This is a genomic window from Cupriavidus sp. 05N39 (genome assembly GCF_056397325.1).
Genome location: NZ_JBFTNE010000077.1, coordinates 20,889 through 35,547, shown reverse-complemented (window position 1 = coordinate 35,547; position 14,659 = coordinate 20,889). Strand labels below are relative to the sequence as shown.

At 59.8% G+C, this 14,659-nt stretch carries 11 protein-coding genes and 1 pseudogene; 4 read left to right on the top strand and 8 right to left on the bottom strand.

The features are described 5' to 3' along the window. From AC1DN0_RS29660 to AC1DN0_RS29645, 4 genes are all read left to right on the top strand, one after another. Positions 1–770 (top strand): PIG-L deacetylase family protein (locus AC1DN0_RS29660; RefSeq protein WP_477146213.1); only part of this gene is annotated, 770 nt, incomplete at its 5' end. 159 nt (positions 771–929) lie between these two features. Beyond that, complete coding sequence (locus tag AC1DN0_RS29655) at positions 930–2,957, top strand: hypothetical protein (RefSeq protein ID WP_477111263.1); 2,028 nt, start codon at positions 930–932, stop codon at positions 2,955–2,957. A 110-nt stretch (positions 2,958–3,067) separates the two neighbouring features. Continuing rightward, positions 3,068–3,406: a hypothetical protein gene (locus AC1DN0_RS29650; protein ID WP_477111262.1), complete on the top strand. Its 339-nt coding sequence runs from the start codon at positions 3,068–3,070 to the stop codon at positions 3,404–3,406. A 3-nt stretch (positions 3,407–3,409) separates the two neighbouring features. Continuing rightward, positions 3,410–4,375: a glycosyltransferase family 2 protein gene (locus AC1DN0_RS29645; protein ID WP_477111261.1), complete on the top strand. Its 966-nt coding sequence runs from the start codon at positions 3,410–3,412 to the stop codon at positions 4,373–4,375. A gap of 69 nt (positions 4,376–4,444) precedes the next feature. On the opposite strand, the gene AC1DN0_RS29640 is transcribed toward AC1DN0_RS29645, so the two are convergent. The 8 genes and pseudogenes from AC1DN0_RS29640 to AC1DN0_RS29605 form a co-directional block, all read right to left on the bottom strand. After that, positions 4,445–5,269, bottom strand: coding sequence for a class I SAM-dependent methyltransferase (locus AC1DN0_RS29640; RefSeq protein ID WP_477111260.1), 825 nt, complete (start codon positions 5,267–5,269; stop codon positions 4,445–4,447). A 589-nt stretch (positions 5,270–5,858) separates the two neighbouring features. Beyond that, positions 5,859–6,293 (bottom strand): hypothetical protein, encoded by a 435-nt coding sequence (locus tag AC1DN0_RS29635; protein ID WP_477111259.1) that lies wholly within the window; start codon positions 6,291–6,293, stop codon positions 5,859–5,861. A gap of 854 nt (positions 6,294–7,147) precedes the next feature. Then, positions 7,148–8,156: pseudogene (locus tag AC1DN0_RS29630) on the bottom strand (IS110 family RNA-guided transposase). 128 nt (positions 8,157–8,284) lie between these two features. Beyond that, positions 8,285–9,388 (bottom strand): glycosyltransferase family 4 protein, encoded by a 1,104-nt coding sequence (locus AC1DN0_RS29625; protein ID WP_477111258.1) that lies wholly within the window; start codon positions 9,386–9,388, stop codon positions 8,285–8,287. Beyond that, positions 9,385–10,644, bottom strand: a complete 1,260-nt coding sequence (locus AC1DN0_RS29620) for a lipopolysaccharide biosynthesis protein (protein WP_477111257.1) — start codon at positions 10,642–10,644, stop codon at positions 9,385–9,387. Before AC1DN0_RS29620 ends, AC1DN0_RS29625 begins: the two co-directional genes overlap by 4 nt. Continuing rightward, positions 10,644–11,768, bottom strand: coding sequence for a glycosyltransferase (locus tag AC1DN0_RS29615; protein WP_477111256.1), 1,125 nt, complete (start codon positions 11,766–11,768; stop codon positions 10,644–10,646). Before AC1DN0_RS29615 ends, AC1DN0_RS29620 begins: the two co-directional genes overlap by 1 nt. Positions 11,769–11,803: 35 nt before the next feature. Further along, positions 11,804–13,120: an exopolysaccharide biosynthesis polyprenyl glycosylphosphotransferase gene (locus AC1DN0_RS29610; protein WP_477111255.1), complete on the bottom strand. Its 1,317-nt coding sequence runs from the start codon at positions 13,118–13,120 to the stop codon at positions 11,804–11,806. Further along, positions 13,117–14,283 carry a glycosyltransferase family 4 protein gene (locus AC1DN0_RS29605; protein WP_477111254.1) on the bottom strand — a complete coding sequence of 389 codons (1,167 nt, stop codon included), beginning with the start codon at positions 14,281–14,283 and terminating at the stop codon, positions 13,117–13,119. The genes AC1DN0_RS29610 and AC1DN0_RS29605 overlap by 4 nt, the downstream gene beginning before the upstream one ends. Positions 14,284–14,659: the final 376 nt, after the last annotated feature.

Sequence of the window (14,659 nt, the reverse complement as noted above, 5' to 3'; positions counted from 1 at the left end):
AAGAGATGCTGTTTCTGCTTGCGCATCCCGATGACGAGTTTGGCTGCTTTGAGTTGATCCGCCGGGTTGTGGCGGGCGGAGGCCGGGCGAGAGTCGTGTATCTAACGGATGGCGGCGCTAGCGAGGCGGTCTCGTCTCGGCGCTCGGCGGAAAGCCGGCGCGTGCTGGCCGCGCTGGGCGTGTCGGCGCGCGACCTGCATTTCGTGGGCGCAGCACAGCGCCTGCCGGACGGCGGCTTGTATCGCCATCTGCGTCGGGCCTGGGATGCGTGCGTGGACTTCTGCCAGGCACACCCGGGCATTGACGCCATTTGTTTTCCGGCGTGGGAAGGTGGACATCCTGACCACGACGCGGTCTATGTGCTTGGCGTGCATCTGGCGCGCGTCATGGGCGTAAAACAGATTCTGCAGTTTCCTCTTTACAATGCCTTCTCAGTCCCGCAGCCATTCTTTCGCGTCCTGCATGCTTTGGGCGAGAATGGCCCAGTCAGCTACTTGCACATTCCATGGCGTGAGCGATTTCGATACGTGGGGTTTTGTGCCACCTTTTATCCTTCGCAATGGAAGACCTGGGTGGGCTTGCTACCTTTCGTTTTGCCGAAACTCATGGTCGGCGGTGCCTATAGTTTGCAAAGGGCAGACGAAACGCGAATTTGGCGGCGTCCACATGAAGGTGCGCTCCTTTATGAGCGTCGCGGCTGGCTGACATGGGGTGCGTTCGAGACGGAAATGCGTGCCTTTTTGCGTGATATCGACCAGCAAGCTCACTAATAGGGAGTGCCGATGGCGATAAAGAATGTCAGTCAACATGCCACACTCTGAAACTGAATAATATGGGCTTTTTTTGTGCYGACAAATAGATTTGGGTGCGCATTCACATGGGCCGCCCGCGCGCTGCTTTTTATTGGTTGCGTATCGGTTGGTGGCGGCTTGTTCGCGACCAGAATTTGGGAGACGGTTCCGGGAGAGCGTGTTTCGGAGCTGGCGCTTATTGCCGCCATTCTAGCCGCGGTGGCATTGGTCGGCGTCTTCGTTGTTCGCTGGTCGGCAAGTACGACGCTGGCTATCCTTGGGGCAGTCCTGCTATGGCGCCATGCGGGAACAGCCCCCGTGGCTGCCGCCATCATTTTTGCCGGTGCCGCTGTCGGGATTGGTATGCCCTTTGTTTCCGGCATGGGTTACCGACGCTGGGCGCTGGCGCTCGTCGTCGGCATGCTGCTGATTTCTGGCGTACTCGGATGGCTGCTGCCATATCCGATTCACGATCAACTGGTCTACGGATTGCTGTTTGGGAGTATCTGGGTATTCCGGTTCCAGGTTATCCGCGAGGCGGTACGCCGGCTCGTAGCAGGGTGGCGGGAGGCGGTACGCAGTGAGCCGCGGGCGGCCTTCTTCTGTGCCACTGTGTTGCTGCTGGGCTCTATGGCGCTGTGGGTTCCTACCGTACAGTTTGACGATTTGGCGGGCCATCTGGCAATTCCGTTCCAGTTGCGCGAGCTCGGATACTATCGCCTGGATGCGGCGTCCCAGGTGTGGGCGATGACGCCCTGGACTCCCGATGTGCTCCAGGCGATTGTCGGAGTCCTGGCGGGGTCGGACGCACGTGGTCCAGTGAATGGTATCTGGTACGCGCTAGGGGCGTATTTTCTATGGGATATTTGCCGCAGCCTCGAATTGCCGCGAGCGCTTAGATGGCTGGTGGCGGCAGCCTTTGCGAGCCAACCGCTTGTGCTTGCATTGCTGGGAGGCATGCAGGTTGAAATCGTACTGACGGCACTATCGGCTGCGGTGATCTCGGTGGTTCTCCATACAAAGAGGAAGGGGAATTCACTGCCGCTTGCTCCCGTGATTCTGATTTGCGCGGGATTGCTGGCAGTCAAGGCGACGCAGGTGTTGCTGGTCTTGCCAGTTGCCGTCTGGGCTCTTTGGGGGCGCCGTATCGGCAGGGAACTGATGGTCTTCGTGAAGTTCCTTCCGATTGTTTTGCTGATCACGGGGTCGAGCTATTTCTATGCTGCTCTCATTACCGGCAATCCGGTACTTCCTATATTTAACGACATCTTCCGGTCGCCATACTACTCGATCCATCGTTTCAATGATGCGCATTGGCACGCAGGCCTGACATGGTCGCTGCCTTGGCAACTGACTTTCGATACCGATCGTTATATGGAATCGTATGACGGGAGCGCTGGCTTTCTATTTCTCGGGTTGCTGGGAGGATGCCTTCTGGCGCTCAATACCAGGCGCGCCGCACCCGCGATCGTGGTGATTGGCATTTCCATGCTGGGCACGCTTTATAGTATCCAGTATCTCCGGTATGTGTTTCCGGCATTGACATTGATTATTCCCTTGTCGGTGGCGGGGTGCTATTTCTTCCTGAGGCGGCAGCGTGAGCTGGTCTTGGTTCTCGGGGTGCTGATTATTGCCAACCTGGGATTTTATCCTAATTCTTTTTATCGCTATCAGAATAGCTTGTTTTGGGATTTGTTCAGTTTTAAGCAGCAGGCCAAGCGTATCGATGTCGAATTCGCACCGGAGAAGGAAATGGCCAGATACCTGCGGTACCATGGCAATGGTGGCGGCGTATTGCTGGCCGAACCCGGTCGTCCCTACATGACCGCGTTTTCCGGGAAGGCAATTTCACCGATCTGGTACGACCCGACAATGCTGGATGCGGTGAATAAGGCTAATGAGGACACGCGCGGTGAGCTTTGGGTGCGACTGATCAACTACGCCGGCATTGGGTACGTGATCAGCAAGGGAGCGCCAGAGAGCCAGGCACTCAGCGCCGCCTTCAAGACATTAGGAGCGGTTCCGGTGTTACAGATAACCGATGTGACCCTCTGGGCTGTGCAATCGGGCGCGGTGACGGTGCGGCCTACCCTGGCGAACACGAGAGATTATGCGCGACAGCAGCTTTGGCCGGGCTGGCTGCGCTTCCAGCATGGTGCGCAATGACTAAAAGCAGGCTTGGTTACGTTATCCTTGGGGCGTTTTGCCTCCTGTTCGTCTTGGTCACGTGGAGTGCAAAGCAGCGCATGCATCCCCACTTGGGTCGCGTACCTGGCATGGCGTTGATTGCTTCAGCTGTTGATCGATCCGTCCCCGGCGCCAGCATACAGCTGGTGCCGCTGCAGCCCTATTCGTGTGAGTCGAAGGAGCCCGTAGCGTTTCGGGCGAGCTGGCTGGTTGATTCCGCAAGCGTTGGCTGGGTGCAGATATGGCTCCTTCCCGAGAGTGGCGATCCCGCTCTTTGGCATGCCGGAGCGGACGCACGTGGCCAGAAAGATACGGGCCGTTGGATCTCCGGGCGGACGCTCTTTCTTCTGATGGACGGGGCGACCGGGAAGCTGCTCGCCTCGGCGAATTCGAAAGATATTCTTTGTGCCGATAAGGCGCGTTTCTAGTTTATGGGTGATCAAAAAAAGCTGATTTCAATAATTGTCCCGTTCTATAACGAGGGCGGGGGCGTGGACAATTTTTACGAGAAGATGAGTCCGGTCCTGGCGCAAGTTGCGAAACTCGACTTCGAGGTGGTATGCATCGATGACGGTAGCCAGGACGATACGCTGAGGCGGTTGGTTGCCTTGGCAAGGCGTGATTCTCGTTACCGAGTGCTGGAGCTGTCGCGGAACTTCGGCAAGGAAGCGGCGCTGACTGCCGGCATTGATGCCGCGCGGGGCCATGCTGTGATACCCATCGACGCGGATTTGCAGGATCCCCCCGAGCTTATTCCGGCATTGATAGCGGAATGGCAGCGTGGGAGCGAAGTTGTCCTCGCGAGACGAGTGGACCGGAGTTCGGATTCATTCCTCAAGCGTAAAACTGCCGAACTGTTCTACCAGGCTCACAACAAGCTTTCCCACATCAAGATTCCCGAGAATGTGGGGGATTTTCGGTTGATGGATCGGATTGCCGTTGATGCACTTCGGAAGTTGCCGGAGCAGCAACGCTTTATGAAGGGACTCTTTGCCTGGGTGGGATTCCGGACCACCACGATCGACTACACTCGCAATCCAAGGGTGATGGGAAGCACCAAGTTTTCCGGATGGAAACTTTGGAATTTTGCGCTCGAGGGTATTACAAGTTTCAGTGCTGCACCGCTCAAGCTTTGGACCTACGTGGGAGGTGTTGGTGCCCTAGTCACTTCCCTGTATGCGGCGTATATTGTCTTTCGGACACTGATTCGCGGGGTGGATGTTCCCGGCTATGCTTCGTTACTGGTTGCTGTCCTGTTTTTTGGTAGTGTCCAGCTTATCGGCATAGGGATGTTGGGGGAGTATGTGGGACGAATATATATGGAGTCAAAGCGGCGGCCCACCTATATCATTAGGGAAATTCACCAGAACAGCGACAAAAATGAGGATCAGGTTTGACCCTGGGTTTTTGAAGCTGTTTTGAGTTTGCCTGGCTGGTGAGGCAAGACAGCCCGCAGCCGACCAGGGCTATCGATGCTTGATTTGCGCGCCAAATTGCCAGAATTTCTTATCCCTCTTCACCCTTGCGGCAATTGGCATGGAGTGCTTCAGTGGCCAAAGAATCCCATGCTTTGGCTCTGGGGCTCCATATATCGTTAGATCATTGAAGCCAGCCCTCTTCAGCTCGCGTAAGACGGACCATTCAGAAAAGACCCGCATCTCCAGTGTTGTTCCTGGACCACCATGGAATACGAGGTCTTCATATATCTGCGTTTCTCCCTTGCGCGTGGTGTTGACGAGGCGGTATCCGTTCTCGCTTTCCTGAAGATCATAGTTGTGCAGATCGGGAAAGTGTTCAGTGGTCTGGACTCGTTTCTCTCCGGTGTGGAAATACGGCACAGTGAAGATGAAGACGCCGTTTGGTTTTAGCAGGCGTAGCGTATTTTCGAAAGCAATGGAAACTGGCGGTGCAACGTGCTCATAAACGTCGGTTGATATAATGAAGTCTAGCGAACCCTCCATGGCGGGGTCGATGTTTGTAATATCAAGAAACGGTTCTTGGTGATAATAAGTATTTTTATATGCAACTCGATGCGCCAAGGGTATTGCATAGCCATCCCAGCAGCTCATTCCAATGCCAACGATGTCCGGGCGCGGTGGATCGATATCGGAGATGTTCAGGCTTTTGCCAAATAATTCCATGGTTAGCGCATGGATGATTGATCGCATTCTTACGGTAGAGCCGCAGGTGCAAGTCGGTTCTTCACGCGTCAGTTTTTCCGGGGGGACTATATTATTTGCGTTGCAAATATTGCACTGAAAATTATGCGGAGCATTGTTTTCTGGTGCCATATGCGGCATCTCCATTCCTTGTTCGCAATCAGACTTGTTTGGTAGCCACTTGGATGCCCCGGAGGGAATAGCCATTGGGCGGAGGGTGGTGCCGGGCAATTTCCACGAATCACAGTTGTTGCCGTGATTTCTCTTGGCAGAGGGAGTAAAGGGCGCTAGGTCAGTGGCATATTGCTGCAGATTAATCGGATCTGTCCCGGTTGTCCAGATGATTATGTGCGAAGTAGCGCTCGGGTAATGCAGGCCACTTCGTGCTGAAGTTTTGAGTGCGCCTCGTACGCTGCTGACGGCATGTGCCCGCGTAAGCTCGCATCGTTGTCGCACGACGACAGCACCTGTCCGCAGCTATGCATTTCCCTGTTCCGACCCGCTACTTCCACATGGAAGCCGACCGGTGGCAAGTGCCTTACGCCAGTTGCACTAGGCCGCGCCCCAACCCTCAGTCGGGTCCATTTCTGTGCCTTTCGCTCCTCATTGATGTGTCGGATACGCAGGCCAGGATCCGCGTGGTGGTGAGCCAGACCCGCGGGATCCTCAAGGACCGCGCTTGCCCCCACCTGGGTAATTTTTAAGGTCAAATATTCGGTTGCTATTGAGTGGTCTTCACCCTGGAGATCAACTGCGTTGCATATTTCCTTCCGAATAGCTGGTCGTATTCGATCATCTCGTATAGCGAGAACAGTTCGCCGGTCTGCGGTGGTCCTTCGGCTACGGTTCCATTAATAGTCTTGCTGTAAAATTGGCTGATTATTGGATTTATGTTTTGAATACGGTTAAGCAGTTTGTCCAGCTTATTCTCATCAAGCCCGCTGGCTCGCTTCACGATTGAGCCAAGAAAGATTGGGCTGATGATTTTCGGGAGGCTGACCTTTCTTGGCAGATTCGTCCACATCACGACGGGAACGGCATGCATGGCTTCTCGTTCGGCATGCGACCATTCCTTTTGGTCAGGGCTTTTGATAAGTCCGGACTGTGTGTAAACGAGAAACCTATCCCCCAGGAATGGTAAGTGATCGCCGAACATGACGACGATGGCCTTTCGATCTGATGTTTTTAAGTTATTTACAACGGTGTTAAAGCTCCGAACTGCATCCCGAGATCCGGTCGCGTAGGCTTCCAGCAGGTCCTTGGCATCCCCGGTTAATCGCTGTTTGTTGTCATGAATTTCGACACGAGACTCTCCTCGGTAGCGACTTGCGCCGTCGCGAATTTTATGTTGAGCGGGATGATCTTTTTGACTGCTGACGTTTCATTCATTTTCTTTGGTGACAGGTCTGATCTTGTGAGGCTGAGCGCCACTAGTTTGAATATTAGAAGCTAGGCATATTGGGCGCGAGCGCGCGACCGCAGGCGGCCGTCGCCGCGATAGGTCTGATCGCGGGTGGCTTTGGACAGTCTGCATTGGCGAGAGGCGYGATCGTGGCAGGTCGCTCTCGAATTGGGTGTCCGATGTGTCATGGAAGTTGGGGGAGGTAAGCGCAGCACCATCGCGGGCTTGTTGATGCGCTACGTAGTAATTTTGGACGTTTTATACCCCTACCCTAGGTACCGATCAAGCCGGAATAAAGGCCAAATATCACATCTTATTTAATCCTGCTACAACGGAACTTCAGTCCAAGAGCCCTTACATGGACGCCGCCGTTTGCCAAGTAGAGAACGTGTGATTCAAACAGAATAAAGATTGCGAACTTACATCCGGCCTTTGATTGCGGCTTTCACCGCTGGCCTCTATGGAATTCGCTGACGGCAGCCCTATTTGTTTGCCGAGCTTGTTGCTCATGGCTCTTATCGGGTTGATGCCATCCCGGTCTTACCTGTTTGCCATCCTTCGTTCCTTACCTGCGCAACCTGGTGATGTGCCTTGCTTCCCTGTCGTGATCAAGTCGCTCTGGTTTGACTGCCGGTAACGGCAGGGAAATCAGAGCGGAATTCCCTGCCATGTGCCAGCAGCGCCCAGACGATCCGCGCGGTCTTGTTGGCTTGGGCCACACAGGCGACATTCGCGTTTCGTCGGACCGCCAGCCGTGCCAGCCAACCACTGTGCTCCGTCCTGCGCATCGTGTGATGCAACACCGTTCGCGCACCTTGCACCAGCAATCGGCATAGATAGCCATCACCTCGTTTGCTGATGCCTTGCAGCCGTTCCTTGCCACCACTGGAATGCTGCTTTGGTACCAAGCCCAGGAAGGCCGCCAACTGTCGACCATTCTTGAAGGTCGTGATGTTATTGCCTATCGTCGCTTCCAGTGCCGTCGCCGTAATCGGTCCGATTCCCGGCACCTTCTCCAGTCGGCGGCATACGCTCGATTGCCTGGACAACGTCCGCACCTGATTGTCGAGCTCCTGCACCTGCCGGTCTAGTTCCAGCAAATGCGACAGCAGTCGTTGCGCGAGAGCGCGCATCAGGGTCGGTAGCTCGTTCCTCTCGTCGGCGATTATCCCTTTCACCTCCTGCATCCCTTGCGGGAGAATCAAGCCAAATTCCGCCAGCAAGCTGCGCAACGGTCCGCGTCTTGACGAACCCGTCCCGGAAGCGGTGCAGTGCCAGGACCGTCTGGGCTCGTGGAGTCTTGACCGCTACGAACCGCATGCTCGGCCGACTTGCCGCTTCGCAAATAGCCGCCGCATCGGCAGCGTCATGCTTGTTGCCCTTGACATACGGCTTCACAAATTGCGGCGCAATTAGCTTCACCGTGTGCCCCAGGGATTCCAGCTTGCGCGCCCAAAAGTGTGCGCTGGCGCATGCTTCCATCGCCACCACGCACGGCTGTAGACGCGTAAAGAACGGCACCATCTGTTCCCGTCGCAACGTCTTGCGCAAGACAGGATTACCGCGCACATCCACTCCATGCACGGCAAACACGCGCTTTGCCAAGTCTACGCCGATCTCGTAATATCCATGGCGGACTCCTCGCTTTAGATGGTTGGTCAACGCTTCCACTGTGGCACATCGATGCCGTCGGCGCAGGAGTCCGTTTTCCCCTCCTGTCCGAGAGGCGGCGTCCATACCATTTGTTATCTTCTGCTTTGTGCCGCGGAGTGCCCAAGGAGGGCTCCCCACCGCTGGGCAAGTCGCTCCTGGGAATATGCCTGCGCTTTCTGCCTTGCCGCATTGCCGAGAGCCGTCGCTTCGTCCCGATCGTTGACCAGCCGCATAATTGCCTGAGAAAGTGATCTTGGCTCATCTACCGGCACCACCACGGCATCCCGGCCGTTCTCCAGCAACTCCCGCGGGCCAGTTTCGCAGTCTGTCGACACGATTGGCAAACCGAATGCCATCGCCTCGATCAGTACTAGTCCGAAGCCTTCATAACGCGAACTGAGGCAAAAAATCGAGGCTTGCTGGTAAGCCGTCGTTACATTCACATAGACGCCGGGCAGTGTGACGCTGTCCTCGAGCCCGAGCTGATTTCGCAGGTCCTCCAGCCTCGCACGCTCTTCACCCTCGCCCACAATCATCAGCCGCCAGTCCGGCGCTAGCGGCGTCACCTCAGACCAGGCCCGTAGCAAAACGTCGAAACCTTTGGCGACGACGAGCCTGCCTACCGCAAGCACGATCTTGGTGTTTCTGGGGACGGGTTGGGCGGGCATCGCAAAGGGCAGGGAGTTCGGGATGCAGACCACTGTGCTGCGGGGGCGCAAGGCTTCGATCCATCGGCCGCGATCCCGTTTTGTAAGCACCACGATGGCCTCGCAATAACGCGCAGCCAGGCGACGCGCAAGCCTGCGCGCCGGCTTTCCGAGGTCTTCGTCAAAGTGGCAATGCTCCCAGGCAATGTGGCGTACGCCCAGGCCAAGCGTCGCCGGCAAGGCAAAGAGGGCGAGCATGGTGTCGACCTGCACGAGCACATCTATCTTTTGTGTCCTGACGTGACGCCGTATGCCCGCCACCGTGGCGGCGTATGCGTGTTTGAATGATGGACGTTGCGCAAACAGGGCCTCATGGCTGACATCCGGATGCAAGGTGAAGCAGCTCGCGTGGTCCCAAAGGCTCAGGATGCTGACCGCGTAGCCTTGCTCGGCCAGCGCATTGGCGATGGTGGCGGTCATACGCTCCGCGCCGGCCATCGCATTCAGTGTCCCGGTGAGAAAGCAGAGACGGGGCAGCACGCTCGTCATGCGCGCGCCTCTTGCGTGGCTGGATGCGCTCTTGCGCTTCGCATCCAGATAACGATGCCAAACAGCACGGAGAGCAGGTTGGCGACAGCGTAGCTCAGGATGGCACCGTACGTGCCGAGACGCGGGATCGCGACAATGTCGATGGCGATCGTTACGGCAAACACCAGGCCCCATTTGATCGCGACCAGGCGTGGACGCCGCAGGTAGATCGGCAGCAAGGTCAGTCCGACATCGGCAAAGATCAGCGTCGAAGCCAGCGCGGAGAGCTGCAGCAGGCTGGCCGCGGAGGCGAAGGCGGCGCCATAGAGCAGATGGATGATCCAGTGCGCGCTCAGCGCGATCAGCACGCCGCCGGCAACGCCGACGGCCATCATGCCGCCGGCGATCTTGAGGATGTTGCGGCGCGCCTGGGCCAGCGTGGGCTGCGCGTAGACGTAGATGGGCGCGATGCCAGCCGAGAGGATGGTGGCGACCATGACAAAGTTGTCGAGGATCTGCATGGCGGCCGCGTAGGCGCCCAGCTCGCCGAGCGGAACTAGTGGCTTGAGCAGCAACTGGTCAATCCGGCGTGAGCCCATCATCAGCATGAAGCTGGCCCAGAACAGCAGTCCGTTGCTGAATAGCTCCCGGACCAGGGCAGGGTCGTAAGTGATGCGGGCGCGTGGGGCGCGCGCCAAATAATAGGCGGTCAGCAATATGGCCACTACGACTGGTTCTAGGGAAAAAGCCAGCGCGTAGGCGGGCACATAGTTAATGCCTAAAGCAAACAGCAGGCCCACAACAGTGGCCTTTACCGACAGCGAGACCAAGTTGAATAGCGTGTTCGGCCGGGTCCTCGTACGCGCCTGCAACCACGCCGTGACGATGCCGAAGGGTTCTCGGAGCACCACGGCCAGGCCAATGATCAGCGCCGGTAGCCAGAATTCGACGGTCTGTCCGGTGATGACCAGGAAAGCGCACATCAGCAGGTAGCCGAGTACACCGGCCGCCAGCCTCAGCCGGAATGCATGGATCACCAGCCGATGCTGCGCAAGCGGATCCTGGTTGGCCACCAAACGCGGGATAACGACTTCTCCACCGCAGATCAGCGCAATCGATGAGGCAATGTAGACCACGGCCTGCGCATACTGGAAGTGCGCAAAGCCCTCCGGCCCCAGCCCGCGAGCCAGCATGGCCACGATGCCGATACCGGCGCCCACCTGCAGGCCCCGTTCGACCAGCATCCATACAAGGTTACTGGCAACCTTGCGTTGCATCAGACGGGCTCCGCACAGGCCGCGGGGGCCATCCGGGCCACGCCCGCGTAGCAGGCCAGCCACTGGCGGGCCACGGCTTCGAGGCTGAAGCGCGACACGATGCGATCGTGCCGTGTGGCCTGCTCGGCCGCCGCGCCGCGGCCGGTTCCAATCGCTTGGCCGATAGCGCTGGCGAGAGCTGGGGCGTCGCCCCTGGGCACGATCGTTCCGCTGTCGCCGAGCAATGCCGCGACGCCGGCGGCGTCGGTGGCGACCACCGGACACCCGCAGGCAAGCGCTTCGCCCACAACTAGTGGCATGCCTTCGATTTCCGAGGAAAGTACGAACAGGTCGGCCGCGTTGAGCAAAGCCGGGACGTCGCGGCGGGTGCCCGCCAGCATGACGCTGCCGGTTAGCTCCTGTTGGCGAATACGTTGCTCCAGGGCGGCGCGTTCAGGCCCCTCGCCGACGATAAGCAGGCGCGCCTTGACCTCGGTGCTGGCCCGGAAAAGGGCAAATGCGTCGATCAATACGCCCTGCGCCTTTTCAGGTACAAGACGCCCGACATTGATCAGCAGGCGCATGTCGTTATCCAAACCAAGTCCCGTCCGCGCAATGTTCCTCGCCACCGGGTCGGGGCGGAACTGGGTGGTATCGATGCCATTCGGCACCACGGTGATGCGTGCGGCGGGTACGGCACCCGATTTCACCATCGCTAGACGGCCTTCCGGGCTGACATGCGTAGTGAGGCTCGCCCAGCGGTCCGTGAGCCGGTAGGCGAGCATGCGCATCCTGCCGCCTTCGCGCGCGCTGTGCGCGGTACAGATGACGGGCGGGCAGGGCGACACTGCGGCAAGGACCCGAGCGATCAGGTTGGCGTGCACCATATGGGCGTGAATGATTTCCGGACGCCACTCTCGCACAAAACTGCGCAGGTGCCAAAATGCCCGAGCCATCGAAAGGGGTGTCTTGCGCATGTCGAGCGCCAGCAGTCTGACCGTGGCAGGCAGGTCCACCGCGCATCCCGGTGTCAGGCTGACCACCGCTACGGCATGCCCCAGTGCGACAAATTGCCGCGCCAGCGCCGATACTTGCTGCTCCGCGCCGCCAAGCTGCAGGCCGGTGCTCAGCAACAGGATGCGCATGGGGGCCGTGGCGCCCTGGGAGAGCGATGGCGTGTTCACCGAGCCCCGTATCCCGTCAACAATGTTCGCAGGGTCTTTACCGCGATCAGCAGGTCCAGCGCAAACGAACAGTGCTTCACGTAATACAGGTCGTAACTGAGCTTGGTCACCGTTTCTTCATGCGTGCCGACGTAGCCTTGCTGCACCTGCGCCCAGCCCGACAAGCCAGGCCGCACCAGGTGGCGGTAGGGATAGTAGGGGATGGTATGGGCGAATTCCTTGACCATGGGTACCTGTTCGGGGCGCGGGCCGATCAGGCTCATATCGCCTGCCAGCACGTTCCATAGCTGAGGGATTTCGTCGAGGCGGTATTTGCGGATCACGCGGCCTACGCGGGTGACGCGCGGGTCGCGGCGGGCGGCGAATTGCGCGGGCGCGGCGGCGTCGAATCCCATGCTGCGGAACTTGAACATGGTGAAGGATTTGCCGAAGAGTCCCACCCGCGCCTGGCGGAACAGCGCGGGCCCGGGCGATTCGAGGCGGATCGCGATGGCCACCGCCACGCCCAACGGCAGCGCGAGCGGCGCCAGGCAAACCACCGCGGCGAGATCGATCAGGCGCTTGGCGAAGCTATAGAAATAGTGCGCGGCATAGTCGTCGAGGAAGTTTTCGTCGATGTGTGCCAGGCCGACGCGGCCGGTCAGCATCTCGCCGATCCGGTCCACCGAATACATGCGCACGTGGCTGAGCTTGAACTGGGCGAGCACACGGGTGCGCTCGGGATCGGCGGTGGCGTTGCGGTCCAGCATCAGGCCGTCGCAATGCACCGCTTCCTCGAGCGAGCTGATGGCCTGGAAGCGGGTGGGGCTGGCGGGCGCCGCGCCTGGCATGGCGAGGATCTTCTCTAGTTGTGTCAGCGTGGCGGCATCGGTGTAGCCAAATACCGGTACGTAATTGCGCACGAAGTGCCGGTAGCCGAACCAGATCCAGCCAAGCGTGGTGAGGTAGCTGAGCAGCAGCGCGCCGCGCGAATATTCGAGGTGGAAGGCGGCAAAGGCGAAGAGCAGCGCGGCGAAGGGCAGGGTGGCGGCCAGTCCGACGAGGCTGTTGCCTTCCATGGCGGGCAGGTGCAGCGAGCGGTGCAGCAACACGAAGGAGAACAGGTAGGGTAGTGCCGACCACAGCAGCGTGCGGGTGAAGACGTAGGTGACAAGTCCGGCGTGATGCGCGAATTCGGCCAGTACGATATTGAGGCCGAACAAGAGCAGGCCGAGCAGCGCCCAGGCCAGCATGCGGCTGGCGCGGCGGATGGTTTCCGAGCCTTGGGCGCGGGTCAGCTGGGCGGGGCGGCCGACGATGTGTATCTTGTTCATTGTTCGCTTGCTCCAGTGCAGGCCGCCGCACGGGCGGCGGCGAGCCCGCCCGCCAGCGCTTGCAGGTAGATCGCCCAGGTCGCCTCGGCCATCGGCGCCAGGCCAAACTCCCTCGCCCATCGGGTCCGAGCAGCGTGCCCCAGATTCTCGCGCAAGGCGGTGTCGCCTGCCAGGCGTTCCAGCGCGCCTGACCACGCATGTTCGTCGTTGCCGGCGACCAGCAGGCCGCAGGCGCCGTCGTCGAGCTGCTCGCGGACGCCCGGCAGGTCGCTGGCGATGACCGGCAGCCCGGCCCGCATGGCCTCCAGGATCGACAACGGGAAGCCTTCGTGGTCCGATGCGAGCGCGAAGGCCTGGGCCGAGGCCAGCAGGGCGGGAACGTCTGCGACCGGGCCGGCAAACCGTACGCGCCCTGGTGCCATGGTGTCGGCGAGGGTCCGCAAGGCGGCCATTTGGGGGCCTCCGCCGGCCAGCACCAGTTCGCAATCGGGCAGCGCGGCGCGCGCGAAGGCGCGGATCAGCAGGTCGGCGCGCTTCGGTGCGGCCAGGCGCGCCACCATGACGATGCGCCGCAGCGGCGCCCCGGGCGTGGCGTGCGCGCTGCTGTCGGCAATGCCGTTGCGGATCACGCTGATCCGCGCGGCGGGAATTGGCAGTGCCGCGGCCAGCGACCGTTCAGCCTGAGCTACACAGATCAGGCGGGTCGTCAGCGGTGCCAGCAGCCATTCCATCACGCGCGAGACAAGGCGCTGGCGGATCGGGGCCGCGGCCTTGAAGGCGAAGCCGTGCACCGTATAGACCACCGGGATGCCGAGTAGCCAGCCGGCCACCCGGCCCAGCGCGCCGGCCTTTGCGCTGTGGGCGTGGATCAGGTCGGGCCGCGCGACACGCAGCGCCGCCAGCAGTTGCCTCAGCGTGGCCAGCGCGCGCAACGGCGACAGGGCATTGTCAAGCAGAGACAGGCGTACGGTGCGGGCGCCGGCGGCCCGTGCGATGTCCAGCAGGGGGCCATCCCCCCCGGCCAGCAGCACGGGCTCGGTTCTGTCGCGCAGCGCCTGAAGCAGATCGGCGACGTGCGTCTGCGCCCCGCCGATCTCGGAGTTCGTGATCAGGTAGGCGATGCGCGGGCGGAGCGGGTGGTGGTTGGGCAGGGGCGAAGGCACTGGGCAAATCGCAAAGGGGGCTAGGGGAATGGAGCTGGGATTGATCGGTAGGGCCGTCGCTCCGGCAGAAGGTTCCATCAGGGGCCCAGGATGAAAAAAGGGCAAAAAATCCGAAAAATGCACTCAAACACGGCCCGGAGGTGCCGGTGGGCCGAATCCTGGACGAGTGACGCGAACCCGCCAACGGCCAACTGACGCAGTTTGCGGCAGGTCTGGCCGGTCCCCGCGCGGCGGGTGTTCCTGGGGCCATGCAGGCCGGCTGGCCGCACCCTTTCGTGCGTAGCCGAACGATTATAACTGGCGTGCCCTCCGCAATCCGGCAAAATACGGCCTTTGACGCATTTGCCCGCCGCGCTGGCTCAGGCCGGAACGGGTG